Source organism: Streptomyces sp. NPDC044106 (assembly GCF_056433985.1).
In genome coordinates, this window is sequence record NZ_JBWKFZ010000024.1 from 1 (window position 1) to 26,217 (window position 26,217).

Below are 26,217 nucleotides of genomic sequence, written 5' to 3' on the forward strand. Positions count from 1 at the left end.
AAGAGCGCCATCACACCGCCGATGCAGAAGAACGCGAACGACGTGACCAGATACAGCGTGCCGATCGTCTTGTGGTCAGTGGTGGTCAGCCACTTCACGACGGCATGCCCGGGGCGTCGGGGCCGGAGCACCGACTGCGCGGGCACGGAAAGGGGGTCTGAGGCGCGCGCGGGTGGCGGCACCACGGTGTTGCTGTCCATGCCCCGCCTGTGTCCGGCGCCCCTCGATCTGTGACAGGCGGACGGAGCGACATGGATCACACCCCACCGGTGTGACGATCGCGGCGGTGCCGGACACTTCGTAACCGTGAGCGACGACGAAACCTTCGCCGCTGCCTATCGCGAGCACTACTGGGCGGTCAGCCGCTACGTGGCACGGCGGCTCGGCGGCCCGACGAACGACACCGAGGAGGTGGTGGCCGACGTGTTCGCCGTCGCCTGGCGGCGCCGCGCCGACCTGCCACCGGCCCCGCTGCCCTGGCTGTACGGGATAGCGCGGCGCTGCCTGGCCAACGCGGTCCGCGGATACGGGCGTCGGCGCCGGCTCGTCGAACGGCTCGGCAACGACGAGAGCCGCCACCGCAGGAACGTGGTGGCGGGGCCGGAGGCCGAGCACCCGGGGGATTGGGTGCACGACGCCCTGAACCGGCTCTCCGCTTCCGACCAGGAGGTGCTGCGCCTGACGGCCTGGGAGGGCCTGGACACCGAGGAGCTCGCGACCGCGCTCGGCTGCGGCACCCGGGCCGCGGCGATGAGGCTGCACCGGGCCCGCCGCCGGCTGAGAGCCGAGATCGACCGCTTGCGGCCCGCACCGGCCGCACGGCCCGCCCCTGCAGCGACCCGCGCCACCGTTCCGGAGGACCACGGCCATGGCTCATGACGACGAACTCGCCCTGCTGCGCGACGCCGACCCCGTGCCCGGCGACGCCGACCGGTTCCGCGACCGGCCGCTGCCCGCGCACGCCCAGCGCCAGTTGCACCAGCTCCTGCACAGCGCCCCCGGCGACCGGCGCAGACCCGCACGCCAGGTGCGCCGCCTGGTCTGGGGCATCGAGATGGTCTCGCTCGCCGTGGCGGCCGCGCTGGCCCTGGTCCTCGCGGGGCCGAGCAGCGCGCCGGCGGCCGCGGCCCCCCGGCCCCTCACCCTGCGGGCGGGGTCCACGCCCGTGGCGCTCGACCAACTCGCGGACCGGGCGTCGGCGTCGGCGTCGGCCAAGGGCGCGCCCCGGCTGACCAGGGGAGCGCACGTCCAGACCTGGAGCCTCGCCATGCACGAGGACCGCGGCGGCACCGCGCCCGTCACGTTGCCGGAGGAACGCGTCACCCGCTGGCACGCGGACGGCAGCCGCACCGAACTGGTCGTGGCCACCGACCCCCGCAGCCCCGGGAAGCCGGTCATCACCGACGGCGACGACGGGCCGCGCACGGTCCGCGACGGCAAGGTCCTCAGCAACCGCACCTACCCCCCGAGTTGGGGTACGGCCGCGCCCCAGACCCGGCCCCCGCACACGCCCGGAGCGCTCCGCACCTACCTGGCCGAGCTCAGCCACCCGGGCGTCCGCACCCCGCTCACCGGCACCGATGAACTCCTGGACACGGTCTCGACGTTCCTGCGCGAGTGGACGCCGGGTGCCCGGGAGAGCGCGGCGCTGACCCGCGTCCTCGCCGACGCCGAGGGGCTGCGCCCGGCGGGAGCGGTCACCGACCGGCTCGGCCGCACCGGCCAGGCGTACGTCCACACGAGCGACGGCCTGCGGCGGATGCTGATCCTGGACCCGGAGAACGGCGCTGTGCTGGGCCTGGAGGAGACGGTCACCAGGGACGACCCTGCCTTCGGCGTGAAGGCGGGGGACGTCATGTCGTACACCGCTTGGGTGCGTTGACCCGGCCTTTGGGGCGTGGGGTCTTGAAGACCCCCGCCCGTTGATCGTTAACATATGCCAGATGGGCGTAAACAAGCAGGAATCGGGCGATCGGGTCGAAGTGGCCGCGACGCAGGTGCCCGGGGCGCGGGTCTCCGGCGAGCAGGTGTCCGAGACGCACGTGTCCGAGACGCAGTTGTCCGAGGCGCAGGTGGTCGAGGCCAAGGCGCGGGCGGCGCGGCTGCTGCTGGCGTTCCGGCACGGCAACCAGCTCGCGTACGACGCCCTGATGGCGGAGTTCGACGCCGACGAGCGGACCGCCGACCTGGTCTCCGCGCTGTGCTGGATCGCCAACGAAGGCGTACGCAAGGCGTATCTGCCCGCGGCGGGCGACCGGGTGCTGCGGCACATGGTGCGCCGGGCCGAGTTCGGCGACCGGTCCGTCCTCACGGAGGACGGCGCGGGGCCGGACGCGGCGGAACTCCTTCAAGCCGTCGCGGCGGAGGACGTGACGGCCGTCAAGGACATCGTGCGCGGGACGCCGGACACCACGTTCCTGCTCGGGAAGTTGCTGCTGGCCTTCGCGATGCTGCTGCCGGACGTGCCGGCGCCGGTGCTGCGGCAGGTCGTCGAGGAACTGCGCGGGGCGTGACACCGGGGGGCAGGCTCTCAGAGCCTGCGCGCTCCCGTGCCCGCACTCTCCTCCGGTACCGCGAGCGGGGCCCCGAGCGGCCGGGCCAGGCCGACGATCCCCTCGTCGAGACGCTGCAGGTGCCGCAGCACGCGGAACGCCACCGACCCCGTCCGCAGCACCTCGTGACCGCCGCTGTCCAGCATCGAGGCGATGCTGGCCCCCGACTCGATGGTGCCGTCGGTCTCCTCACCGCGTACCCGCGCGGCGATCAGGTCGATGTTGTGCGTGATCCGCCGGCCCGCGAGCGCGAGGCGCGCGTCGGCGGCGACGCTCTTGCTGGAGGGCACCAACTCGGCCGTCGCCGCCAGCGAGCGGGCGTGGTAGGCGCACGTCTCGAGGAGCGCGACGAGGTAGCGGGCCGTCTGGCGCCGGGCCCGCAGCGGGGCGATGGGATGCGTCAACGGCTTCGTGGAGCGCCGTAGGTCGTCCAGCGCAGTGTCCAGGTCCCGCGCCAGGTCCACCAGGTCGACCGCGGGGCCGCCGCTCAGCTGGGCCACCGCCGCCGACACGACGTCCCGCAGCCGGGCGAGGACGGTGCCGAGCTCCTCGTCGGTCCGGTGCGACGTGCGCACCGGGAGCACCAGGACGGCCGCGATGATCCCGCAGGCCGCGCCGAGCGCGGTCTCCTCGATCCGCAGCACGAGGACGTCGAGGCTGTAGGTGTTGAGCAGGGTGTAGAGCAGGCCCAGCATCGCCGTGACGAAGAACGACATCAGGGCGTACGACAGCGGCGCGGTGAAGAACATCCCGAAGACGCACAGCACGACGAGGGCGAACGCGGCCCAGGTGTGGTTGCCGACGGCGCCCGCGAGCGCGACCCCGGCCACCACGCCGAGCACCGTGCCGAGCAGCCGCCGGTAGCCCTTGACCATGATCTCGCCCGTGGAAGCGGTGTTGAGGAAGACCACCCAGCATGTCAGGACCGCCCAGTACCACCGCTGCGTGGACAGGAACTCACCCCCGACGATGGCGAGCGCCGAGCCCACCGCGACCTGGACGGCCGCCCTCGTGGTGGGCCGCCGCAACCCGGTGGGCTCGTCCTCGGCGGCCCCCGCCGCCTCGCTCGAGATCGAGATCTCCTCCGCCTCGAACTCCTCCCTCGACCGCGCGGCTTCCGGGCTGTCGTACTCCTCGCCCTGCGATCCGTCGGTCGCAAGCCGCAGGCCCAGAATGGCGCGCGCCGCCTCACCGACCGCGCGGAAGCAGTCCTGGACGGCGGGTGAGCCCTGCGGCAGCCCCTGCTCCTCGCGGTAGCCGAGCAGTCTGTTGCGTACGTACGGCAGGGCCGTGCCCCGGTCGTCGGGGACCAGCCGCACCACGAGCAGGTGCAGGGCCCGCAGATCCCGGCGCAGCGCCGTGCCCGCGTCCTGGCCGAACTGGGCGCGCCCCGGCATGGCGACGGGGGCGCTCGGAAGGTGCAGGGTCAGGGTCTCCACGCGTTCCGCGCTGCGGGCGTTGAGGAGCAGCACGCCGAGACGCTCCGCGGCGATCTCGGCGTCGGCCACCCTGCGCTGGAGCAGCGCAGCCGCGGCCGCGTCCCGTGTGCCCTCCTCCAGGCGCCCCTGGATCATCAGCGCCGCCTCGTGCAGCCGGGCGGTGGAGCGCCGCAGGTCGTCGAGGACCTTCTCCGGGCCGTCCGTGGACCCGGCGTCCGCGTCCAGGAGCTCGATCTGGTGGGCGATCAGCTGGGCGAGCCGGGCCCGGAACGCCTCGCGCAGCCGGGCGAGAGTGCGCTCAGGCGTCTCCGGCACGATGGCGAACCGTACGACCGCGCTGCACGCGAAGGCGATGGTCAGCGTCAGCCACAGTCCGGGCAGCGCCGAGGCGGAGGCACTCACGAAGAGCGAGACGAAGTAGACCTGGAAGCCGATCAGGCCGAGCGCGGTGCCCCGGTCGCCGAACCGGCGGCAGTAGACGGCGCCGAAGATCAGCAGGATGAAGAAGGCGTCCCCGGCCACCACCCGGTGGTTGAGCAGCGCTCCCAGAGATATCGCCGCGAGGGCGACCGGCAGCCCGAGCGCCACCGTGATCGCCTGCCCCCGCACCTCCTTCTCCTGGATCGCGAAGGTGGCGACCATGGCCGTCATCGCGCCCGCGACGAGATGGGTCACCGAGGTGCCGAGCGGTGCGAGCACGGCGAGCGCGAGGAGGATCGCCCCCACCGTGCGCAGTCCCGCCATGAGCCGCAGGAGTCCTGGGTCGGATGCCGAGAAACGGTCCCAGACGCCCTTCGCTGTCCGTCGTGCCACTGCCATCGTGATGCCGTACTCCCCGTCGCTCTCTCGGTGCCTCCCGGCGTCACCCAGCATCGCACGACGGCGTTCGACGGGATCAAGGCTGGTCGGAGGGTGTCGGCGGGCGGCCAGGAGCAGGGCGCCAGGACCGTGCTCGGACCATCGAGTAGGGTTTCGCTCCCGCCACTTGAGGAGGCAACGTGTCGCCGATGGACCGTACGTCGACGGGGAGCCCGGCATGACGGCGCGCACGGCGGTCGGTGACACCGTCGAGGACTTCACGCTGCCGGACGAGACCGGCGCCCCGCGACGGCTCTCCGAACTCCTGCGGGAAGGCCCTGTGGTGCTGTTCTTCTACCCCGCGGCCCTCACGCCCGGCTGTACGGCGGAGGCCTGCCACTTCCGTGACCTGGCCGCCGAGTTCGCCGCCGCGGGAGCGCGGCCCGTGGGGGTCAGCGGCGACGGGGTCGGGAAGCAGCGGGAGTTCACGGAGCGGCACTCCCTCGGCTTCCCGCTGCTCTCGGACCCCGAGGGAGTGGTGCGTGGCCGGTTCGGCGTGGCACGCGGCTTCTCGCTGGCCCCCACCAAGCGCGTCACCTTCGTCATCGGCAAGGACCGGACCGTCGTCGAAGTGGTCCGCAGCGAACTGCGCATGAGCGCACACGCCGACCGCGCGCTGGCCGCCGTACGCCGCCTCGCGGAAAGCTGACCGATCGCGGATTTCCGGCCAAGGCTGAAGCCCGCTAGGAGCCTGTCCTGCGCAGGAAGGCATCCAGCCGTTCGGCGAAGCCCGGTGCTGCGGCGACGAAGTGACCGGCGCCCGGGTGCACGCTGCGCTCGCCGCCGAGCGCTACCGCGAGAGCATCGCAGATCCGCTCGAGCGCGACCGCGTGGCCGCCGGACGCGACGAGCACCGGGACGCCGGTGCGACGGACGCGGTCGAGGCTGAATCGGGCCTCGCCGGGCAGCCTGGCACCGTGCGCCCGGCGGACGCCGGCGACCACGTCCCGCGGGAGTGGCCCGTCGCCGACGGGGGCACCCGCGAGACGGAGGAACTCGCGCAGCTCGACCGGGTCCGTGTCCATCCCGTGGGTGAGGACCGCGTCCCCGATGCGCTGGAGTCGCGCCACCTCGGGATCGTCGGGGACGAGCCAGGTCAGCGGCGGCTCGATCAGAGTGAGCGAGCGCACGCCGTCCGGCGCGTCCGCCACCGCGGTCAACGCCCCGAGGACGCCGTACGAGTGGGCGACGACGTGCGGACGGCCGACGAGCAGCGGCGCCAGATCCAGGGCGTCCACCGCGAAGTCCTGGCCCTCGCACGGTGGTGGACTCGGCGGATAGCCGCGCCGGTGGACGTGCGCGAGTGTCCACCGATCGGTCAGCGGCGACAGCGCGCCCCACGTCGTCCGCGGCCCCGCGCCGCCGTGCACGAGCAGGACCTCCGGCCCGGAGCCGGTACGCACCACCACTACCTCACCCACGCGGCGAGCATAGCGGCGCATCCGTTCCGCTCCGGTGCGGCCCCGGCAGGTGGGGGTTCAGCCCTTGTGCTTGATGGTGTCCCGGATCCAGTCCGCGTAGGCCGGGACGTTGACGTACAGGCCGGGCCCGTCCGAGCACGCGACCCCGGGGGCACCGGGGCCGGAGGTGGCGCCGATCAGTTCCCACCGCCCGTGCCGGCCCTTCTGGAGCTGCGGGCCGCCGGAGTCCCCGGAGCACGCCATGGCCTTGGGCCTGAGGCTGATGGTGCACAGGCGGTTCGCGGACGCGTAGCCGGGGGCGCATTCGGACGCGGCACCCCTGCGCGTGTCCAGCTCCTTCAGGCGCGGGGAGAACCGCATCTCGCCGTCCACGGTGGTGCCGAACCCCAGCAGCCGGGTCGGGGTGCCGGGCCGCCCCGCCCGCTCCGCGATGCCGATGGGCTTCTGGGAGACCGGGCGATCGAGCTGGACCAGTGCGATGTCGTGCCGGTTGAACGAGGTCCCGTCGCCGCTCCGGAACCCGGGGTGGGCGATGGTCCGCTCGATCTTGCGGACGGTGCCCCCGGACTTCCGGTGGCTGCTGCCGACCCGGACGATGCCGTCCAGAACGACATCGCCCCGCACGCAGTGCGCCGCCGTCACGACCCACCGCGGATCGATCAGCGTCGCCCCGCAGGTACCGTCCTGCACGCTGCCGTCCTTGGCCGACTCCGGGATGGTCGCCATGAAGGGGTAGCGCTGACTGGCGTCGTCCCCGTTGACGATCGCTCCGGCGCTGCCCGTCATCAGGGTGGCGCAGGTGGCTGCGGCGAGGGCGCCGACGGCGGTGGTGCGGGCCGCGCGGTGTCGCATCGACTTCAAGCTGAACACGAGGGGTTTCCTTGTCTGTGAACCGGTAAAGCGGAACACGGCCATCCTGCTGGCCCAAGATCCACCGGCCCATCGGGCCAGCATGCCTGTCCGTGGTCGGGGCGGCGGCCCGTTCAGGGTGGGGCAAACCCCCGGTTGCGGGCGGGCGGGCTTCGGCCGCGCCGGTCGGGTGAGCCGTGTCTCACCTGACCGGCACGGCTTGTCTATGCAACTAGTTGCATAGAAGGATTCGGGCATGGCGCTCGAACACGCGATCCTCGTCTCCCTGCTGGAGAAGCCGGGCTCCGGCTACGAGCTGGCCCGGCGGTTCGACCGTTCCATCGGCTACTTCTGGACCGCCACGCACCAGCAGATCTACCGCGTGCTCAAGCGCATGGAGAACGACGGCTGGATCGGCGCCCGCGAAGTGGCGCAGCAGGACCGGCCGGACAAGAAGGAGTACTCCGTGGCCGACCGGGGGCGCACGGTCCTCTCCCGGTGGCTGCAGGAGCCGATCGAGCCCGAGAGCGTCCGGCACGAGCTCGCCGTGAAGATCCGCGGCGCCGCCTTCGACGACCCGGCCACACTGATCCGCGAGGTGGAGCGCCACCGCCAGGCGCACGCCGACCGGCTCGCGCACTACCTCGCGGGCGAGCTGCGCGACTTCACCGGCCCCGAGGCCCCTGCCCCCGCGGCACCCGACGCCGGGCGGGAGCTCCAGCACGTCGTGCTGCGCGGCGGCATCGCGTACGAACGCATGACGCTCGACTGGCTCGACGACGTGATCGCCACCCTCCACCGGCTCGCCGCCGAGCACTGAGCCCGTCCCCGACCCTCACTCGAAACACCGCACCTCCCACCCTCCCGAGCCGGAAAGGCGAACCACCATGGCCGACCAGCTGCTGTTCAACCCGCACACCTACGACCCGGTCCACTTCGATCCCGAGACCCGCAGGCTGCTGCGCGCGACCGTCGACTGGTTCGAGGCCCGCGGCAAGCGCAGGCTGATCGAGGACTACCGCTCCCGCGCCTGGCTCGCCGACTTCCTCGCGTTCTCCGCCGAGGAGGGCCTGTTCGCGACCTTCCTCACCCCGGCCTCCGCGGCGGGCGAGGGGCAGGACGACAAGCGCTGGGACACCGCCCGGATCGCCGCACTCAACGAGATCTTCGGCTTCTACGGACTCGACTACTGGTACGCCTGGCAGGTCACCATCCTGGGGCTCGGCCCGGTCTGGCAGAGCGACAACGCCGCGGCCCGCGCCCGCGCCGCCGAACTCCTCGCCCAGGGTGAAGTATTCGCGTTCGGCCTCTCCGAGAAGGCCCACGGCGCGGACATCTACTCCACCGACATGCTCCTCGAACCGGACGGCGGCGGCGGCTTCCGGGCGACCGGCTCCAAGTACTACATCGGCAACGGCAACGCCGCCGGTCTCGTCTCCGTCTTCGGCCGCCGCACCGACGTCGAGGGCCCCGACGGCTACGTCTTCTTCGCCGCCGACAGCCGCCACGAGGCGTACCACCTCGTCAAGAACGTCGTCGACTCCTCCAAGTACGTCAGCGAGTTCCGCCTGGAGGACTACCCCGTCGGACCCGACGACGTCCTGCACACCGGCCGCGCCGCCTTCGACGCCGCGCTCAACACCGTCAACGTCGGCAAGTTCAACCTCTGCACGGCCTCCATCGGCATCTGCGAGCACGCGATGTACGAGGCCGTCACCCACGCCACGGGCCGCATCCTCTACGGCCGCCCCGTCACCGCGTTCCCGCACGTGCGCCGCGAGCTCACCGACGCGTACGTCCGCCTCGTCGGCATGAAGCTCTTCAGCGACCGCGCCGTGGACTACTTCCGCTCCGCGGGCCCCGACGACCGCCGCTACCTCCTCTTCAACCCCATGACGAAGATGAAGGTGACCACGGAGGGCGAGAAGGTCATCGACCTCATGTGGGACGTCATCGCGGCCAAGGGCTTCGAGAAGGACAACTACTTCGCACAGGCGGCCGTCGAGATCCGCGGCCTGCCCAAGCTGGAGGGCACGGTCCACGTCAACCTCGCGCTGATCCTCAAGTTCATGAGCAACCACCTGCTGAACCCGGCCGAGTACGAGCCCGTGCCGACCCGCCTCGACGCGGCCGACGACGCCTTCCTCTTCCAGCAGGGGCCGGCCCGCGGCCTGGGCGCCATCCGCTTCCACGACTGGCGCACCGCCTACGACGCGTACGCCGAGGTGCCCAACGTCGCCCGCTTCCGCGAACAGGCCGACGCGCTCTGCGAGTTCGTCACCACCGCCGCGCCCGACGAGAAGCAGAGCCGCGACCTCGACCTGCTCCTCGCCGTCGGCCAGCTGTTCGCGCTCGTCGTGCACGGCCAGCTGATCCTGGAGCAGGCGCGTCTCACCGGCCTCGACCAGGACGTGCTCGACGAGCTCTTCGCCGTCCTCGTACGGGACTTCTCCGCGCACGCCGTCGAGCTGCACGGCAAGGACTCCGCCACGCCGGAGCAGCAGAGCTGGGCGCTCGGCGCGGTACGGCGCCCGGTCGTCGACGAGGCCCGCTCCGCACGCGTCTGGGAGCGCGTCGAGGCGCTGGCGGGGACGTACGAGATGGCGCCGTAGCGCCACAGTCCCGGTCGGGAGTGGTTCAGGGTCGGGCCCTCAGAGGAAGCTGACGTTCTGGGCGAGGGAGAGCCGGCCGGAGTAGTTGACCGTGTTGGTGGCCGGGCGCATGTACGCGCGCCACGCGTCGGACCCCGACTCGCGGCCGCCACCGGTCTCCTTCTCGCCGCCGAACGCGCCGCCGATCTCCGCGCCCGACGTCCCGATGTTCACGTTGACGATGCCGCAGTCCGAGCCCTCCGCGGACAGGAACAGCTCGGCCTCGCGCTGGTCACGGGTGAAGACGCTCGACGAGAGGCCCTGGGGCACGTCGTTGTGCAGGGCGATCGCCTCGTCGAAGGTGTCGTACGTCATGACGTGAAGCAGCGGTGCGAAGGTCTCCTCGCGGACGATGCCGGTCTGCCGGCCCACGCGCACCACGGCCGGTTCGACGTACGCGGCGTGCGGCGCCGCCTGCGCCGGGCGCCGGGCGCCGCCCGCGAGGAGCTCACCGCTCTCGCCGCGCACCCGGTCGAGCGCGGTGCGCATGCCATCCAGCGCCTGGACGGAGATGAGCGGGCCGACCAGCGTCGTGTCGTCGAAGGGGTCACCGATGGGCAGCTTCCGGTACGCGGACGTCAGCCGGCCGACGAGGGTGTCGGCGATGTCCCGGTGCACGATGAGGCGCCGCAGGGTCGTGCACCGCTGACCGGCGGTGCCGACGGCGGCGAACACGATGCCCCGCACGGCGAGGTCCAGGTCGGCGGACGGGGCCACGACCGCCGCGTTGTTGCCGCCAAGTTCGAGCAGGCAGCGGCCGAAGCGGGCGGCGACGCGCGGGCCGACCTCGCGCCCCATGCGGGTCGATCCCGTGGCGCTGACGAGGGCGACCCGTGGGTCGTCCACCAGCCGTTCCCCGACAGCACGGTCGCCGAGCAGCAGCCGGTGCACGTCGCGGGGCGCCCCGACGTCGTCGGCGGCCCGGGCGAGCAGCCGGTCACAGGCCAGGGAGACGAGCGCGGTGAGCTCCGACGGCTTCCACACCACCGTGTCGCCGCAGGCCAGCGCGACCGCGGTGTTCCACGACCACACGGCGGCCGGGAAGTTGAACGCGGAGATGACGCCGACGACACCGAGCGGGTGCCAGGTCTCCGCCAGCCGGTGCCCCGGCCGCTCCGAGGCGATGGTGCGCCCGTAGAGCTGCCGTGACAGGCCCACGGCGAAGTCGCAGATGTCGATCATCTCCTGGACCTCGCCGAGCGCCTCGGAGCGGATCTTGCCCGCCTCGATGGTGATCAGGTCGGCCAGATCCTCCTGGTGCACACGCAGCAACTCGCCGAGCCTGCGAACCAGTTCACCCCTGCGCGGCGCCGGGGTGCTCCGCCAGGTGAGGAAAGCCTCGCGGGCCGCGGTGAGCGCCTCCTCTGTTCCGGCCGCGTCCGTGGCGGCCAGACCGAAAAGGTCCTCGCCGGTGACCGGGGTGCGGGCCCGCAGGGTGTGGCCCTCGGGGACCGTGACGCCGATGCGGTCGAGTCCGGCGCGGGCGCGGGCGCGCAGTTCGTCGGTGGAGGGCAGGACGAGGGTCATGAGGCTCCCTGGGGACGGAGTGCGCGGGGCAGCAGGGCGAGGGAGCGGTCCCGTTGCCGCTCGTACAGCGTGAACGGGTCGAGGACGTCCCGGCACATGGCTCCGGAGAGCCGGTCGGCGTCGTACGCGCTGCCTTCCCGGCCGCTGTTCCTCGACCCCGCCTCACTGAGGTTCGACTGGAAGATGCCTGCGGCCGACCGGGGCAGGAAGTCCTCGTACACGACCGGCTCGGCCCGCAGCCAGCCCCCACCCAGGAGGCCGTCGAGATCGGAGGGCGGACGCGCGCCGTCCGCGGGACGGCCGGGCACCTCGTGGTACGTGAAGAACCCCAGCCCCCGCCCGGCCAGTTCCCGCTCGGTCGTTGGCAGGTGCTCGGCCCACACGGCGCGGGCCACCTCGCCGCGCTCACCGGCCGGACGGCCCGCGGCCCGCTCGTCCACGACGGCCAGGAGGCTGTCGTAGAGGGCGCGCCCCGCACGCGTCAGGGCGATGCCGCGGGCTTCGACCTCGCCGAAGCGCACCCGCAGCGCGCCGCGGGTCACGCTGCCGTCCGGGGCGCGCAGGGCACGCGGTTCGGCGAGCGCCCGGAAGGAGGTCTGGCGCAGCAGTACGTCCGGCCCCGCCCAGCGCGGCGGCCCCTGGATGGTGTCGATCATCTCGATGCCGCGCTCGGTCATGCGCCGGTACAGCTCGTCGATGTCCAGGACGCGGGGGGTGAGGTGGTTGATGTGGGTACTGCGTACGCCACCGATGTCCGCGGCGACGGCGGAGACCTGCTCCAGGGCCGCGTACCACTGCCCGTCGATGGGCTCGGCCGACAACTCGAAGGCGGACACGGCCAGGTCGAGGAAGCGCTCGGCGTCGGCGTCGGACAGTTCCCGCTCCGCCTCCGCCCGGTCGGCCAGCTTCAGGAGCTCCGGGCCGAACAACTCGCGGCCGGCGAGGAACGCGGTCAGGCGTGAGCGCAGGTCCGCGTCGAAGAAGCGGGGATCCGACACGGTGAGCATGGAGGTGAAGACCCGGAACGGATTGCGGGCCAGCTCGTCCTCGGCCACCGGGCGGAACGCGGTCGACACGATGGGCAGCGCGCTGGTGGCGGTCTCGCGCAGGTCGTAGAAGCCGACGGGACGCATGCCGAGCGCGCCGAAGACGCGGGCGACCTGCCGCAGCTCCTCCGGGGTGCCGACCCGGATGGCGCCGTGCCGTTCGGCGGTGACGCGGCCGATGGTGCCGAGGCGTTCGGCGTCGGCGCCCCGCGCGCGCAGCACGTCCTCGTTGACCTCGCGGGAGACGTCCACCAGCGTGGTGTACGCGGGGACCTCGCGCCCGTACATCCGCGAGAGCCTCGCGGCGAACGCGGCACGCAGCTGCCACTGTCCGATCATCGACACGTCGTCCTCTCAGTGGTGGGGTGACTTCCCGCGTGGATGGCCGGGGGATGGCGGTGCTTCACACCACATGGGCCTCCGGGCGGTTCGCGGCGGACCCGGCGCGGAAGCGGTCCGCGCTCAGCGGTGCGACATCGACGCACGGCGGCCGGCCCAGGTGCAGATCGCGGACGATCTCGCCCACCGCGGGCGCCTGCAGAAAGCCGTGTCCGGAAAACCCGGTGGCGTAGAGGAAGTTGACCGGATCGGTGGCGCGGCCGATCAGCGCGTTGTGGTCCGGGGTGACCTCGTAGAGTCCCGCCCAGCCTCCGCGCGTCTCCATCCCGGCGAGGGCCGGCGCCCGCTCGCGGGCCACCTCGCGGAACAGCTCCAGCCAGCCGGGCGTCCATGTCGTGTCGAAGCCCTCGCTCTCGTGGGGGTCGGCAAGGCCGAGAAGCAGCCCGTCGTCGCTGTTGTGGAAGTACGCCGATGACGAGAAGTCGATGGTGAAGGGGATGCGCGGCGCCGGGGACACCAGCGGTGCGGTGAAGGCGAGCTGGCGGCGCAGCGGCCGCACGGGGAGGTCGACGCCCGCCATGGCGCCGATCCGCGCCGACCAGGCTCCGGCGGCGCAGACGACCGTCGAGCAGGCCACAGGGCCGCGGTCGGTGTGCACGACGGTGACGCGGTCCCGGGCCGTGTCCATGCCGGTCACCGTGGTGTGCGTCGCGAACACGGCACCGGCCCGCGCCGCGGCACGCGCGTATCCGCGCACGACGCGTGCGGGCCGCGCGTGCCCGTCGGCGGGGGAGTGGACGGCGGCCACCAGGCCGTGGGCGTCGACGTAGGGGCAGAGCGTCCGGGCCTCGCGGGGGCTGATCAAGCGGCTGGGCACACCGAGCGCGTTCTGCCTCCGCACCGCGTCCTCGAACTCCGCCGCCTGGCCGGGGCCGGTCAGCAGGAAGAGGTAGCCGACGGTGTCGAGGCCGATGTCCGCGCCGGGGCGGTCCCCGAAGTCGCGGAAGGCGCGCAGGCTGCGGTGGCCCAGCTCGATGTTGAGCGGATCGGAGAACTGCGCCCGTACCCCTCCGATCGGCTTTCCCGAGCTGCCGCAGGCCAGCTCGCCGCGCTCGACGACGACGATGTCGCGTACGCCCGCCTCGGCGAGGTGGAACGCGATGCTCGCCCCCATCACCCCGCCACCGACGATCACGACGTCGGTGGCGGTGGGGAGGGCGCGGGGTGCGCCGGGCGACATGGCCGGGCGGGGCGGTGAGGAGGCCAAGTGGCCGCTCCCTTACAGGCGTTGGCCCGGACTGTCATGGCGTGACGGGGAACGCTGGACAGTTGTCTGCCCGCCATGGTGCAGTACGCCGCCCGCGGACGTCCATGAGCCCTCGCCGCCGCAGCGCTCGATCCGGCCGGGACCGGCTCACGCGGCGAGAGCGCGCCGGAGCGCGGCGGCGAGCTGCGCGATCTGCCGTTGGGAGACCTCGGCGGAGAGGATGGCCTGCGAGCCGTGGAACGTGCCGGGCCACTGATGCAGCTCGACGCAGACGCCCGCCCGCAACAAGCGCAGCGCGTAGTCGATGTCCTCGTCGCGGTTCGGGTCGAACTCGGCGGTGGCGATGTAGGCGGACGGCAGCCCGGAGAGGTCGGTGGCCCGGGCGGGCGCGGCGTACGGTGTGACCGGCGCGGTGCCGAGGTAGTGGCGCCACGACGCCCCCACGTTGGCGCGCGTCGCCCAGGGCGTGTCGGTGAAGTTCCGTTGCGACCACGTCTCCTGGCGGTCGTCGAGAGCCGCCTCGTTGAGCAGCTGGAAGTGGATCGGCGGCCCCTGCCGGTCGCGGGCCCACAAGGCGAGACCGGCCGCGAGGTTCCCGCCGGCGCTGTGACCGCCGACCGCGATCCGCGCCGGATCGGCACCCAGCTCGGCGGCGTGGCCGGCCGTCCACTCCAGTACGGCGTAGGCGTCGTTCAGGGCGGCGGGGAACGGATGCTCGGGGGAGAGCCGGTAGCCCACCGAGACCACCACCGCCCCGGAGGCGGCCGCGATGCGGCTGGCCCACGGGTGCTCGGTGTCCAGATCACCCATGACGTGCGCACCGCCGTGCAACCAGACGAGGGCGCCCTGCCCCTGGTGCGGACGGTAGATCCGTACCGGCACGTCCGGATCGGCCGGCACCGTACGGTCCTCGATCTCCATGCCCGACGTGTCGGGTGCCGGCTTCGAGGCGGCGTACGCGGAGTACATCGGGCGCGCGGCGACCGGGTCGGTCAGGTCCTGCTGGGGGATCAGCGGCAGAAACGCTTCGAGTTCGGGATCCATGGCGGACATTCTCAAGGCTGCCACCGACACGATCCCCCGCCAACTGTCGGACGGCGGTGGGCAAACACGCGCCGGACGGCGCACCGACTGCGCCTATCCTTGCGCCATGGAGGCTCTCGCCGAACGGCTGTCGCACCTGGATTCCCACGTGCAGGGCGCGATCCGTGTCGTCCAGTTCTACGACACGCTGATGCGCCGCAGGGTGGACATCCCGGCGCTCGTCCGGTCCTCGGCGGGACTGGCCGAATGCGTGGTGGGGGTGCGCCTTTCGGGTGCGGGGCAGGCGGTCCGCTTCTCACCGGAGGGCACCCCGGCGGCAGGACCGCCGGGGCCCGAGTCCCTGTCGGCGCCGGTCACCCTCGACGACGAGGAGATCGGCACGGTGTGGCTGGAACGCGCGGGCCCACCGGATGCGTCCGGTTCGCTCGCCAAGCCCAGCCCGCTCGTCAAGCCAGGACCGCTCGCCGAGCCAGGACCGCCCGGGCCGCTCGACGACGTACTCCTGGACCGGCTCGCCATCGCCGTCGCGGCGGCGGTCGAACGGTACGGTCCGGCCCGCACCACCATGGCCGACCCCGCCCTGGTGGAGCTGGCCATCAGCTCCGACAGCGAAGAGGCGGCCAGGGCCCGTGCGTTGCGCCTGCTCGGCTTCTCCGCAGGTCTGCCGGTCCGCGTCGTCGCCGTACGGTCGCGGCTTCCGCTCGACCGGATCGGCGGTCTGATCTGCCCGGCCCGCCCGGTGAAGGCGGCGCCGCTCGCCGACGTGGGCGTCATCCTGGCCACCACCGTCGACCAGGCACTGTTCCCTGCGGGGGTACGCGCGGGCATCGGCGCCGCGGGAAGCCCCGACCGCTCCTGGCGCGAAGCCCGCACCGCCCTCCGCTTCGCCACCGCGCGCCGACCGGTCGTCCCGCACGACGGTTTGGGCGCGCTCGCGCTCCTTGCGCAGGTTCCGCAGGACGCCGTGCGGGACAACGCCGACGTGGCCGCGATGGCCGGCGCGGCAGCCCGCCCGGAGGACCTGGAGACACTGGAGGCCTACTGCGCCACGGGCTCCCTGCGCCGCGCCGCGGACTGCCTCCACCTGCACCACAGCAGCGTCGCCCGCCGACTCGAACAGATCGGCAAGACCCTGGGCTTCGACCTGACCGATCCCACCGGCCTCCTCCGGGCGAGGCTGGCGCTCACCGCGTGGCGGCTGCTCGACGAGTGAGAGGGGGCGGTCTCTGCGTACGCGCCCCTTGCCGCCCTGGGAAGCGCCTGACAGGCTCCTGCCCCGTGATCGATGACTTCGCGAAGCAGTACCTGCACAATGACCTGCGAGTGATGCGTGATGCGGTGCTCCAGAAGCTCGACGGGCTCGGCGAGTACGACATCCGCCGCCCCCTGACCGTGACGGGGACCAACCTCCTCGGCCTGGTCAAACACCTGGCGCTCTGGGAATCCAGGTACTTCGGCGAGGTCTTCGGCCGGCCGTTCCCGGAGGCGCTGCCCCGCTGGGACGACGCGGAGCAGCGCGGCACGGACATGTGGGCGACCGAGCACGAGACGCGCGCCGAGATCGTCGACCGCTACCGGCGTGCGTGGCGGCACTCGGACGCGACGATCACCGCCCTCGCCATCGACGCCCCGGGTCATGTGCCCTGGTGGCCGCGGCCCGACGTGAAGCTGTTCAACATCCTGGTCCACGTGCTCACCGAGACCAGTCGGCATGCCGGGCACGCCGACATCCTGCGCGAAGAACTCGACGGCTCCACGGGGGCGGTTCCGGGGAACGCTGTTTCAGAGCGCGACGCGGCCTTCTGGGCAGCCCGGCGTACGACGATCGAGCGGGCCGCCGAAGCAGCCGTCGCGGACGGAGCGGGCGGGCCGTTCGCCGCTCGACCGGGCAGAGGCGGGTGGCGTGGCCGCCTGGGCGAGGAGCCGGACGGCCTCGCGTGACGGTGAGCCCGGTTCGGTGACGGCCAGTACCAGGTGCTGGTCCTCCTCCTGGGGGAGGCTCAGGCTCTGCTGGGTCACGGTGAGGGTGCCGACCAGGGGGTGGCGCATCTCGTAGCCGGCGAAGGCGCAGGGGCTCACCCCGTGGCCGGACCACATCGCCGCGAACTCCGGGCTCCTGACCGTGAGTTCACCGATCAGTGAACTGAGCAGTGTGTCGTCGGGGTGCCGTCCCGCCACCATCCGCAGATTCTCGACGACGGCCTTGGCCTTCGCCGTCCAGTCGGCGTACAACGCGCGGGTGTGCGGATCGAGGAAGAGCATCCTGGCGAGATTGGGGCGCTCCGCCGCGCGCTCGGGGCTGTCCGGGCTCAGATGCCCCGCGAACAGCGCGTGCCCCAGCCGGTTCCAGGCGAGCACGTCGCTGCGGCGACCGGTGATCAGTGCCGGCACGCTCTCCAGGGTGCTCAGGAGCTCAAGCGTGGCGGCCCCCGCCCGTTCCGCCCGCGGCCGACGGGCCGGAGTCCGCCGTCGCCCGGCCTCGGCGAGGTCCCGCAGGTGCCGGCGTTCCGCCTCGTCCAGGCAGAGAGCCCGCGCGACGGCGTCAAGGATCTCCGGTGACGCCCCCACCGACTGCCCCTGCTCCAGCCTCGTGTAGTACGAGGCGCTGACGCCGGCGAGCAGCGCGAGCTCCTCCCTGCGCAGGCCCGCCACCCGTCGCCGGTCGCCGTAGTCCTGCAGGCCGACGTCGGCGGGGCGGAGCCGGGCGCGGCGCGCGTACAGGAAGTCGCCCAACCGTCCTCGTTCGCTCATGCGCCCCAGTCTGCATCGACCGGCGCGCGGCAGCCTGACCCTGCCGGGGGTAGGCAGCGGCGGGTCTGGCCGACGTGCGGCGACACGGCGACGGTGGCGATCAGGACCTCAGGACCCGAGAACCCCAGAAGCCCAGAACCTCAGAACCCAGCCCCGGCCATGGAGCAACCCGATGGAACAGATCGAACTCGGCGACGTCACCGTCACTCGCGTCAAGGAGTACTACGGCCCGGTCGACATGACGCCCGGCGCCTTCCTCCCCACCAGCCCGGAGGCCGCCTGGAGAGACACCGACGCCTGGCACGCGCCGCACTTCCTCGACCCGCGGACGAACATCGTCAACTCCGCGGTCCAGAGCTGGCTGCTGCGCAGCGAGGGCAGGACCATCCTCGTCGACACCGGCGTCGGCAACCACAAGGAACGTCCGTACTCCCCGGTGTGGCGCCACCTGCGCACCGATTTCCTCGCCGGTCTGGCGCGCGCGGGCGTCACACCCGAGGACGTCGACATCGTGATCAACACCCACCTGCACGTCGACCACGTCGGCTGGAACACCCGCCTGGACGGCAGGGACTGGGTCCCCACCTTCCCGAACGCCACCTACCTGCTGCCCAAGGACGACTACGACTTCTGGAACCCCGAGAACGGCCACAAGAGCGTGCTCGGCCGCGGCAACCAGAACGTCTTCGAGGACAGCGTCGCCCCCGTGCACCGGGCCGGCCAGGCGCGCCTGTGGGAGAGGGGCCACCGCATCGACGCCAATCTGCGCCTCGACGCGGCCCCCGGGCACACCCCCGGGTCGAGCGTCCTCACCCTCACCAGCGGCACGGACCGCGCGGTCTTCGTGGGGGACCTGCTGCACAGTCCCGTCCAGCTCGTCGACCCGGACCACAACAGCTGCTTCTGCGAGGACCCCGTCGCCGCCCGCGCCACGCGCCGAAGGATTCTGGGCTGGGCCGCCGACCACAACGCGCTCGTCGTTCCCGCACATCTGGGTGGCCACGGCGCCGCCGAGGTCGAGCGCGCGGGCAGCGGGTTCGCCATCAAGGGGTGGGCTCCTTTCACGCCGTACGTGCGGTCGGAGGAGTACGAGGGTCAGGCGACGAACGCATGAGCAGCGAGAACCGCCCGGGCAGCGGCCACCCCGGCGCCCTCCGCACCGTGACCACCGCGCAGGGAGCCGTGGCCGGTGCGCGGCACGGGGGCGTCACGGTCTTCCGAGGCGTCCCGTACGCCGCGCCCCCGGCCCGGACCGGCCGCTTCGCCGCGCCACAACCGCACGCCCCGTGGGGCGGCGTCCGGGACGCGACGGCGGCTGGCCCGACCGCGCCACAGGCTCCCCGGAACCTCGGCGCGATCGACATGTCGCCCTACTTCGGACCCGGTTGGATCCACGGAGAGGACTACCTCACCGTCGACATATGGGCCCCCGACCCTCCCGAGGAACAACACCGGGACCGGGACGGGTCCCGGGTCCGGGGTCGGGCCCTCCCTGTCATGGTCTTCGTGCACGGTGGAGGCTTCGTGGCGGGCTCGACCAGGGCGAGCCTGTACGACGGCACCGCGTTCGCGCGCGACGGAATCGTCCTGGTGACCGTCAACTACCGCCTCGGCATGGCCGGTTTCCTCGACCTGCCCGGAGCCCCGCGCAACCGGGGACTCCTCGACGTACTCGCCGCCCTGCGCTGGGTGCGCAAGAACATCGCCGCGTTCGGGGGCGACCCCGATCAGGTGACGCTGTTCGGCCAGTCCGCGGGCGCCACCCTCACGGGAGCCGTCATCGCGGCGCCGGAGAGCAGGGGTCTGGTCCGGCGCGCCATCGTGCAGAGCGGCAGCGCTCTGGGCGCCTTCGATCCCGAACAGGCCACCCGGGTCACACGCACGGCGGCAGCGTCCCTGGGCATCGCGCCGCACGCCGACGCCTTCGAAGCCGTCCCCGACACACGTCTGGTCGAAGCCGCCTCCCTGCTCGGCGGGATCGACCTGCGGACCGCGACCGCGTACGACCCGCTGCTCGGGCTCAGCCCCTTCAGCGTGGTGGCCGAACGCCAGCCAGTCGATGCCTTCGCCGCCGGGCACGGCAGCCTCGACATCGACCTCCTCATCGGCACCAACGCCGAGGAGGGCAACCTCTACCTCGTGCCCTCCGGCGCCTACACCAGCTCGACCACGGCCGGCGTCCGGGCCGCCGCCGAACGCTCGCACCCCGAACCGGATGCGCTCACCGCCACCTACCGCGCCGCGCACCCCGACGCCACACCGGGGCAGTTGCGCTCGGCGATCATGGGTGACGCGCTGTTCGGTGCGGGAAGCTGGGCCCTGGCCGACGCGCACGCCGACCGTTCACCCGGCGCGACGTACGCCTACCACTTCGACTGGCGCTCCCAGGCGTTCGACGGCCTGCTCGGCGCCACCCACACGATGGAGCTACCCTTCGTCTTCGGCAGAGTCCCGGACCAACTGCGGGGAACCGGCGCGCTGTTCGGCACCGGCAGCCCTCCCCCCGACCTGGCCGCCCGTACGCACGCCGCCTGGGTACGCTTCGCACGCACCGGCGCCCCCGGCTGGGCCGCGTACGACACGCGCAGTCGGAGCACGATGGTCATCGGAGACCGCTGGGCGGTACAGGAGGACCCGCGCGGCGATGTGCGCCGGGCCTGGGAGGCGGCGAGGTGAGCGGGGGCGGTGCTCCCGCTGTCTCCAGGAGCTACGCGGTTCCGGCCCAGCCGCCGTTGGCGCCCCCGCCGGTACCACCGTTGTCGTGCAGGGCGGTGCCGAAGGCCTCGATCGTGCGGCGGCGCGCGGTGAAGAAGGCCAGCCAGGTGCCGTCCGCGTAGTGGAGCCGGAAGCGGGCCATGAGCTGGAGGCGGGGGCGGCGCTCCACGCGGGCGACCCAGGTGCGGGGGATCTCCCAGACGGGGGCGCCGTCCAGGGGCCGTACGAGGCCGACCCGCTGATCCGTCACCCGCATCAGCAGCGCGCCGGAGCTGGGCGGCATGGCCGCCGCGATGCTCTGCGCACCGCCGGACTGGGCGCCGTACCGGTGCATCAGGTGTTCGCCGAGCTTCCCGCCGGCCTTGCCATGCTTGATCTTGATGCCTTCGGCACTCTTCACCGGGACGACGATCCCGTAGGAGAGGAGCTGCTCGCCCGGCGCCAACTGGCTCAGTGCGGCCTGCTGTTGCTTGGATACGGCTTCCGGCATGGCGCTGTCTCCCCGTGTTCCCCGTGATCTTCCCGATTCCGACGGGAGATCGTACCGGTCGGCACCGCAGCGGGGGTCGGCGCCCCTCGCAGGGTCGGTCCGCCGGGCCGGGCAGCCCGCGCGGTCACTGTCCGGTCCGCCGCGGCTCACCCGCCCGCGCCGCCCTGGTGCGCCGCACGAGGGACGTGGCCGCCGTCCCCCACTCGGGCCGAGTGAAGGCGAACCCGGCCGCGCGCAGCCGGCCCGGCACCACCCGGCGGCTCTTGAGCAGCAGCTCCGTGTCCGAGCGGAGCGCGAAGGCCCCCAGCTCGGCCATCCATCGCGTCGCAGGCAGGCCCACCGGAACGCCCCAGGCCCTGCGGAGCGTCCGCATGAAGTCACGGTGGGGCAGCGGGCCGGGAGCGGCGAGGTTCACCGGCCCGTCGAGGTCGTCCCGGTCGATGAGGAACTCCACCGCGCGCACGAAGTCCTCATCATGGATCCAGGAGACGTACTGCGCGCCGCCCGCGACCGGCCCTCCAAGGCCGAGGCGGGCCAGCCGCGACAGCACGTCGAACACCCCGCCGCGGTCCGGGCTCATGACCATCGCCGAGCGCAGCGCCACCTTGCGTGTGCCGGGTGTCGCCGCCTCGGCCTGCGCCCGCTCCCAGTTCTCCGCGATCCTGACGCTGTACGCCCAGTAGTCGGGGACTCCGGCCTCCGAACCGCCGAGCACTCCGGTCGCCTCGTCGTTCGCCGCGTCGAAACGGTGGGCGTAGATCGTCGCCGTACTCATCTGCAGCCAGACGCGCGGCGGCCGGGCGGCGGCGGCGATCGCCTCGCCGACCACCCGCGCGGAATCCACCCGGGAGGCCATCATGGCCCGCAGGTTGTCGGCCGTATAGCGGCAGGAGACGCTGCGCCCGGCCAGATTGACCACCGCGTCGCAGCCGTCGATGGTCTCGGTCCAGCGGCCGAGCGTGGCTCCGTCCCAGCCGACTTCGTGCGCCCGGACGGGGCGCCGGGTCAACACCGTGACCTCGTGGCCCGCCGACGTCAGCGCCCGGTGGAGGACCGTGCCCACCTGTCCGGTTCCTCCGGGCAGTACGACCTTCATGGGGCCTCCTTGACGCGACAGCCGGTACGGGTGGACGGCCGTCCGCCGCCCGTCGTTGCGTGGTGCCGAAACAATTCTCCGCCACGCGACGCGAGGTGAAGCAGGCGCCCCCACTTATGATCAGCGGTGAGGGGGTGGTTGCATGGCCGGGGGCGGGCATGTCCGGGCGCGGCTCGTTGGATGGTTCACAGGGGCGGCGCGACGCCGGGCGAGGGAGGATCTCGTCGAGGTGGAGGCCCGGATCACCGCGTTCGGGGTCGCGCTCGACGAGCACGACTTCTCGCCGGGGGAACCGGGGTCGACCGACGGCATGCGCGCCGACCTGGGTCGGGCCCTGAACGCGTACGACGAGGCCAAGCGCGCCTTCACCGGGGACCGGGACCGGGAGGACGCCCTCGACGTGCTGCGGGCACTGGACGATGGATGGCACGCGCTGGCCTGCCTCGACGCCCGGCGTGCCGGGTTGCCGCTGCCCCGCCGGCTGCCGCTGTGCTTCTTCGACGCCCGGCACGGGCGAGCCGAGCGAGAGCTGCCCTGGACCCCGGTGGACGGCGCTGCCCGCAATGTCGCGGTGTGCGCCGCGTGCGGGGTGCGGATCGAGGACTCGCACAGCGGGAGGGGGCGGGTGTTCGCCGCGCCCCGGTACGTGGAGCGCGAGGCCGCGTTCCGGCGGCCAAGGGACGCGCGGGATGCCGACCGGGCCGAGGCGGGCGAGCGGGTGCATGGGCCGGGGCCCGGGGTCGCCCGGGTGCGGCTGCCGGCAGCGGGACGGCCCGCCGTGCTGGTGGTGCGGAGCGACAACGGCAGGCAACTGGCCGTTGCCTTGCTGCTGCGCAAGAACCAGCGCATGCGTTTCGTACTGGGCGACGGCTGCGCGCCGGTGTGCGCAAGAGTGCCGCTACCGCGCTCGGGCGACCGCGAAGTGGTGCGATTCCAGGTGGAGTTGCGGGACGGAACCGGGGTCGACTGGGAGGCGTGGGTCGAACCGGTCGACGCCGTACCGGAGTTCACCGATCGCATCCACGGGCGCGGCGGGGACCTGATCCGGTACGAGGGCCGCGGCGGCCCGGCCGTGCTGCGGCACCGTGGGCGCGGCAACGTACGCCTGGTGCCCCTGGACGATGCCCTCGCCGACCGGACAGAGGTGGCCCGCGGCAAGGGCGACACCGACCTGGCGCTCCATCTGCCGGGGCCCGGCGTGTACCGGGTGCAGGCCCGAGGCAGCTGGGTCATTGAGGCCGGGGACGGCGCCGCGGCCTCGGCCGGGGTGGTGGAAGGCGTCATTGAGGGGCGTACGAGTCCTCCGGGCTGACCAGCCTGCCACGCTCCTGGACGGCGCGGGCGAGCACGCGGACGCCGGTGGCGGTGATGGCCAGCAGCCCGGTGACGACGTACGCGTTCTCGTGCGTGAAGGCCCACACGTGTGCCAGGGGGCCCGTGAGCGGTCCGGTCGGCAGGGCGATGATTCCCGCGGGGCTCAGCTTGGGCGGGTCCTCCGGGAGGGGGACGGGCCAGGCGGCGTACCAGCACCACAGGGCCGCCGCTGCCGCGTACAGGCCGCCAGCCGTCGCCCGCCGGGGCGCCGCGGCCCCGCGCGCCACCAGGAGCAGCAAGGCGGGAGCGACCCACACCCAGTGGTGGGCCCAGGAGAGCGGGGAGACGAGCACCGCTGTCGTGGCGCACAGCACCATGCCCCACAGGTCGTGGCCCCGGCGGCTGACCGCCGCGGCACAGGCGAGGCCCGCGACAGCCGTGAGGCAGACGGCGAGCACCCAGAGCGCGTGGGGGAACGGCGCGTCGCCGAGGGTGCGCAGGATGAGGCCGTTGAGGGACTGGTTGTGGGTGGCGGCGAGGTTGATCCTCCCGCGGCCGGTCGCCTCACTGCTGAGGTCGCCCAAGGCGGTCCAGTAGTGCAGTGAAGCCCCCGGCAGGAACAGGGCTCCCACCGCCACGGTGGCCGCGGTGGTGGCGACGGCCGTGGCGGCCGCGCGTCCGCGCCGGGTGAGCAGCAGGTACACGATGAAGATGGCCGGGGTGACCTTCAGACCCGCGGCGAGCCCCACCCCGACCCCTTTCCACCGTGAACCCGTCGGCAGGCTGAAGTCCCACACCACCAGGGCCAGGAGGAACAGGTTGATCTGCCCGGCCTGAAACGTGAGGTACACCGGAGTGAGCCACAAGCAGACCGCGGTCACGGCCAGCACGAGCGCCAGACGCCGCGCCGGGGGCCAGGTCGCCGACGGGGGGAGGGTACGAGCCATGCGGTGCAGCGCGGCACCGAGCGCGAAGAGGGTCAGCGCCGGAAGCAGCACGCGGAAGCTCTGCCATCCGACGGAGCCGAGGACGCGGAACACCAGGGCGCTGAACGGCGGGTAGGTGAAAGGAAGTCGGCTCGCTCCGTACGGGGTGCCGTACAGCCCGGGACCGCCGTCGAACAGCTGGCGCGTCGCGTCGAAGTACACGGTGGCGTCGCGCTGGTGCCAGCGGTACGCCCGCTCGGTCAGCCGGCAGGCGAGGTGGATCCCGAACCCCGCCACCGCGAGTACGAGGGCGCCCGCGCCCACCGTCCAGGCCCTGGAGCCCGCCTTGTCGGTGACCGGGTCGGTGGGGTGCACGCGGCGCATGACCATCCCTGTTGGCAGTAGTGCGACAACAGGGGCTCACCCTACGCGCCGCCGTCCCAATCGTGTTGAATTGTCCACCTTGCGGCTCAATGCGGCGCCGAGCTCACGTCGAGGGGCGTGGCTCACATCGAGGGGCGTGGAGCTCACATCGGGGGAGTGGCGGGCGCCGGTCCCAGCGTGGTCGTGCCGGGCGCGGCCCGGTGCCCGAGGCCCGTGCGGTACGCGTCCATCGCGGCCTCCACCCGGCCGGCGCGGCGCCGCAGATCGCCCAGGAGGCGGCAGAGGTCCGCCAAGTCGCCGACCGCGCTGGAGCGTTCGAGCAGGGACAGCGCCGCGCAGTAGTGCTCCTCGGCCGCCTCAGTGTCGCCCCGCTCCTCGGCGATCAGTCCGAGCAGCCGGTGCGCCCCGCCCGCGTGCACCGCTCCGCGTCCGGCGCCGAGCGGCCCGGTCCCCCCTTCCGCGCCCCCGCCCGAGGCGAGCAGGGGCCGCAGCAGCGCCTCCGCCTCCTCGGCCTTGCCGCGCCGCCGCAGCACGTCGGCCAGCTCGACCTCCACCTGCTCGGTGAAGAGCGCGGCCCGCTTGGAGGCGAGGATCTCGCGGGCCTTCCGCAGCTCACCCTCCGCCTGCTCCAGGTCGCCGTCCTGGGCGTGCACATAGCCGCGCATCCAGTGGCAGTGGGCGAGTTCGGTGCGGATCTGCAGTTGCCGGTAGAGCTCCTGGGCCTTGGCCAGTGACGCGTCGGCCTCGGCGATGCGGCCCTCGGCGATGAGGGTGCGGGCCACCCCTCGGTGCATGCCCGCGACGAGCGCGGGATCGGCCACGCGCGGGGCGAGCGCGAGCGCCAGTTCGGCGGCGTGCGCGGCCCGCGCGTGGGCGCCCATGTCCATGTAGGGGGCGATGGACGCGGTGTAGAGAAGCAGCAGGGCGTCCGGGTCGTGCAGCCCGGCGGCGTTCAGCTCGTCGAGGGTGCTCTCCAGGAGGTAGCAGGCGTAGCGCAGTTCACCGGTGAGCAGGTGGGCGGTGGCGCGGCCCCGGACGGCCGGTACGCGGCGGGGCAGCGGCTCGTCGGCGAGCAGCCGTTCGGCGGCGGCGAAACGGTCCCGGGCCGCGGTGAGTTCACCGGCCTCCAGGAGGCAGTCGCCGAGCCCGAGCAGGGCGTCGGCCTGCTCCTGGGCGAACCCGTGCTCGACGGCTTCCTCGTGCAGTACGCGAAAGAGTCCGGCGGCGTCCTCGGGCGCACCGGTGGCCAGGGCGCGCCGTGCGTCGGTCAGTCGCAGCCGGATTCCCGCGGCCAGGTGGGCGGGGCGGCCCGTGGCCAGCTCCTCGTAGCTGACGCCGAGGCGCCCGGCGAGGTGGCGCAGCGCGGCCTCGGAGGGGCGCACCTTTCCGGACTCCAGTGTGGAGATGTACGCGGGTGTGTAGGCGGGCTCGGCCAACTGCCGCTGGGTGAGGCCGTGTTCACCGCGCAGCCGCAGGACGCGCCGCCCGATCTCGGCCGGGTCGTCGGGGCGTACGCCCTCCCGGGAAACGTTCTGCGCCACCGCTGCC

Annotated in this window: 22 protein-coding genes and 2 pseudogenes; 11 read left to right on the plus strand and 13 right to left on the minus strand. The window is 73.1% G+C overall.

The genetic code is table 11. From position 1 onward, the window contains the following. Positions 1–200 (minus strand): annotated as a pseudogene (locus tag AC07DI_RS32655) (aa3-type cytochrome oxidase subunit I); the annotation flags it as partial. Between the two features lie 106 nt (positions 201–306). Between AC07DI_RS32655 and AC07DI_RS32660 the strand changes: the two are divergent. From AC07DI_RS32660 to AC07DI_RS32670, 3 genes are all read left to right on the plus strand, one after another. Then, positions 307–879 carry an RNA polymerase sigma factor gene (locus tag AC07DI_RS32660; RefSeq protein ID WP_384256384.1) on the plus strand — a complete coding sequence of 191 codons (573 nt, stop codon included), beginning with the start codon at positions 307–309 and terminating at the stop codon, positions 877–879. Then, positions 869–1,882 carry a CU044_5270 family protein gene (locus AC07DI_RS32665; protein ID WP_384256386.1) on the plus strand — a complete coding sequence of 338 codons (1,014 nt, stop codon included), beginning with the start codon at positions 869–871 and terminating at the stop codon, positions 1,880–1,882. The genes AC07DI_RS32660 and AC07DI_RS32665 overlap by 11 nt, the downstream gene beginning before the upstream one ends. Positions 1,883–1,943: 61 nt before the next feature. Further along, positions 1,944–2,513 (plus strand): hypothetical protein, encoded by a 570-nt coding sequence (locus AC07DI_RS32670; RefSeq protein ID WP_384256389.1) that lies wholly within the window; start codon positions 1,944–1,946, stop codon positions 2,511–2,513. A gap of 17 nt (positions 2,514–2,530) precedes the next feature. On the opposite strand, the gene AC07DI_RS32675 is transcribed toward AC07DI_RS32670, so the two are convergent. Continuing rightward, a complete protein-coding gene (locus AC07DI_RS32675) occupies positions 2,531–4,810 on the minus strand; it encodes an FUSC family protein (RefSeq protein WP_478908115.1) in 2,280 nt (759 codons plus the stop codon). A gap of 217 nt (positions 4,811–5,027) precedes the next feature. Between AC07DI_RS32675 and AC07DI_RS32680 the strand changes: the two genes are divergently transcribed. Then, positions 5,028–5,498, plus strand: coding sequence for a peroxiredoxin (locus AC07DI_RS32680; protein WP_384256393.1), 471 nt, complete (start codon positions 5,028–5,030; stop codon positions 5,496–5,498). 34 nt (positions 5,499–5,532) lie between these two features. On the opposite strand, the gene AC07DI_RS32685 is transcribed toward AC07DI_RS32680, so the two are convergent. Both AC07DI_RS32685 and AC07DI_RS32690 read right to left on the minus strand, forming a co-directional pair. Then, positions 5,533–6,270 (minus strand): alpha/beta fold hydrolase, encoded by a 738-nt coding sequence (locus tag AC07DI_RS32685; protein ID WP_478908117.1) that lies wholly within the window; start codon positions 6,268–6,270, stop codon positions 5,533–5,535. 57 nt (positions 6,271–6,327) lie between these two features. Next, complete coding sequence (locus tag AC07DI_RS32690) at positions 6,328–7,140, minus strand: S1 family peptidase (protein WP_478908119.1); 813 nt, start codon at positions 7,138–7,140, stop codon at positions 6,328–6,330. Between the two features lie 235 nt (positions 7,141–7,375). Between AC07DI_RS32690 and AC07DI_RS32695 the strand changes: the two genes are divergently transcribed. Together AC07DI_RS32695 and AC07DI_RS32700 are read left to right on the plus strand one after the other, a co-directional pair. Further along, positions 7,376–7,939 carry a PadR family transcriptional regulator gene (locus AC07DI_RS32695; RefSeq protein ID WP_478908121.1) on the plus strand — a complete coding sequence of 188 codons (564 nt, stop codon included), beginning with the start codon at positions 7,376–7,378 and terminating at the stop codon, positions 7,937–7,939. 67 nt (positions 7,940–8,006) lie between these two features. Beyond that, positions 8,007–9,731: an acyl-CoA dehydrogenase family protein gene (locus tag AC07DI_RS32700; RefSeq protein ID WP_478908123.1), complete on the plus strand. Its 1,725-nt coding sequence runs from the start codon at positions 8,007–8,009 to the stop codon at positions 9,729–9,731. Between the two features lie 39 nt (positions 9,732–9,770). Here AC07DI_RS32700 and amaB read toward each other — a convergent pair whose 3' ends face one another. The 4 genes from amaB to AC07DI_RS32720 form a co-directional block, all read right to left on the minus strand. Beyond that, positions 9,771–11,297, minus strand: coding sequence for an L-piperidine-6-carboxylate dehydrogenase (gene amaB, locus AC07DI_RS32705; RefSeq protein ID WP_478908125.1), 1,527 nt, complete (start codon positions 11,295–11,297; stop codon positions 9,771–9,773). Next, the gene (hglS, locus tag AC07DI_RS32710) at positions 11,294–12,682 is read right to left on the minus strand and encodes a 2-oxoadipate dioxygenase/decarboxylase (protein ID WP_478908127.1); all 1,389 of its coding nucleotides are present in this window, start codon (positions 12,680–12,682) and stop codon (positions 11,294–11,296) included. Before hglS ends, amaB begins: the two co-directional genes overlap by 4 nt. A 64-nt stretch (positions 12,683–12,746) precedes the next feature. After that, on the minus strand, positions 12,747–13,922 hold the full coding sequence (locus tag AC07DI_RS32715; RefSeq protein ID WP_478908269.1) for an NAD(P)/FAD-dependent oxidoreductase: 1,176 nt from the start codon (positions 13,920–13,922) through the stop codon (positions 12,747–12,749). Positions 13,923–14,096: 174 nt separating this feature from the next. Next, positions 14,097–14,993 (minus strand): alpha/beta hydrolase, encoded by an 897-nt coding sequence (locus AC07DI_RS32720; RefSeq protein WP_384256411.1) that lies wholly within the window; start codon positions 14,991–14,993, stop codon positions 14,097–14,099. Positions 14,994–15,099: 106 nt separating this feature from the next. Between AC07DI_RS32720 and AC07DI_RS32725 the strand changes: the two genes are divergently transcribed. Together AC07DI_RS32725 and AC07DI_RS32730 are read left to right on the plus strand one after the other, a co-directional pair. Next, positions 15,100–16,206 carry a PucR family transcriptional regulator gene (locus AC07DI_RS32725; RefSeq protein ID WP_478908129.1) on the plus strand — a complete coding sequence of 369 codons (1,107 nt, stop codon included), beginning with the start codon at positions 15,100–15,102 and terminating at the stop codon, positions 16,204–16,206. Positions 16,207–16,271: 65 nt separating this feature from the next. Beyond that, entirely contained in the window at positions 16,272–16,934 is a 663-nt protein-coding gene (locus AC07DI_RS32730; RefSeq protein WP_478908131.1) for a DinB family protein, read from the plus strand. On the opposite strand, the pseudogene AC07DI_RS32735 reads toward AC07DI_RS32730, so the two are convergent. Continuing rightward, positions 16,851–17,744, minus strand: a pseudogene (locus AC07DI_RS32735) (helix-turn-helix transcriptional regulator); the annotation flags it as partial. The gene AC07DI_RS32730 and the pseudogene AC07DI_RS32735 sit on opposite strands and share 84 nt — an antisense overlap. Before the next feature lie 172 nt (positions 17,745–17,916). Between AC07DI_RS32735 and AC07DI_RS32740 the strand changes: the two are divergent. Further along, a complete protein-coding gene (locus AC07DI_RS32740; protein WP_478908133.1) occupies positions 17,917–18,858 on the plus strand; it encodes an MBL fold metallo-hydrolase in 942 nt (313 codons plus the stop codon). Beyond that, positions 18,855–20,420 carry a carboxylesterase/lipase family protein gene (locus AC07DI_RS32745; RefSeq protein ID WP_478908135.1) on the plus strand — a complete coding sequence of 522 codons (1,566 nt, stop codon included), beginning with the start codon at positions 18,855–18,857 and terminating at the stop codon, positions 20,418–20,420. The genes AC07DI_RS32740 and AC07DI_RS32745 overlap by 4 nt, the downstream gene beginning before the upstream one ends. Positions 20,421–20,451: 31 nt before the next feature. Here the strand turns inward: AC07DI_RS32745 and AC07DI_RS32750 are convergent, their stop codons facing one another. Then, positions 20,452–20,949, minus strand: a complete 498-nt coding sequence (locus AC07DI_RS32750) for a hypothetical protein (protein WP_478908137.1) — start codon at positions 20,947–20,949, stop codon at positions 20,452–20,454. Between the two features lie 124 nt (positions 20,950–21,073). Beyond that, the gene (locus AC07DI_RS32755) at positions 21,074–22,045 is read right to left on the minus strand and encodes a TIGR01777 family oxidoreductase (RefSeq protein WP_478908139.1); all 972 of its coding nucleotides are present in this window, start codon (positions 22,043–22,045) and stop codon (positions 21,074–21,076) included. Positions 22,046–22,274: 229 nt separating this feature from the next. Here AC07DI_RS32755 and AC07DI_RS32760 point away from each other — a divergent pair, with 229 nt between their 5' ends. Next, positions 22,275–23,357, plus strand: coding sequence for a hypothetical protein (locus tag AC07DI_RS32760; protein WP_478908141.1), 1,083 nt, complete (start codon positions 22,275–22,277; stop codon positions 23,355–23,357). Here AC07DI_RS32760 and AC07DI_RS32765 read toward each other — a convergent pair. Together AC07DI_RS32765 and AC07DI_RS32770 are read right to left on the minus strand one after the other, a co-directional pair. Next, positions 23,326–24,669: a glycosyltransferase 87 family protein gene (locus AC07DI_RS32765; protein WP_478908143.1), complete on the minus strand. Its 1,344-nt coding sequence runs from the start codon at positions 24,667–24,669 to the stop codon at positions 23,326–23,328. The genes AC07DI_RS32760 and AC07DI_RS32765 overlap by 32 nt on opposite strands. Positions 24,670–24,812: 143 nt before the next feature. Further along, positions 24,813–26,210: a helix-turn-helix domain-containing protein gene (locus AC07DI_RS32770; RefSeq protein ID WP_478908145.1), complete on the minus strand. Its 1,398-nt coding sequence runs from the start codon at positions 26,208–26,210 to the stop codon at positions 24,813–24,815. Positions 26,211–26,217: the final 7 nt, after the last annotated feature.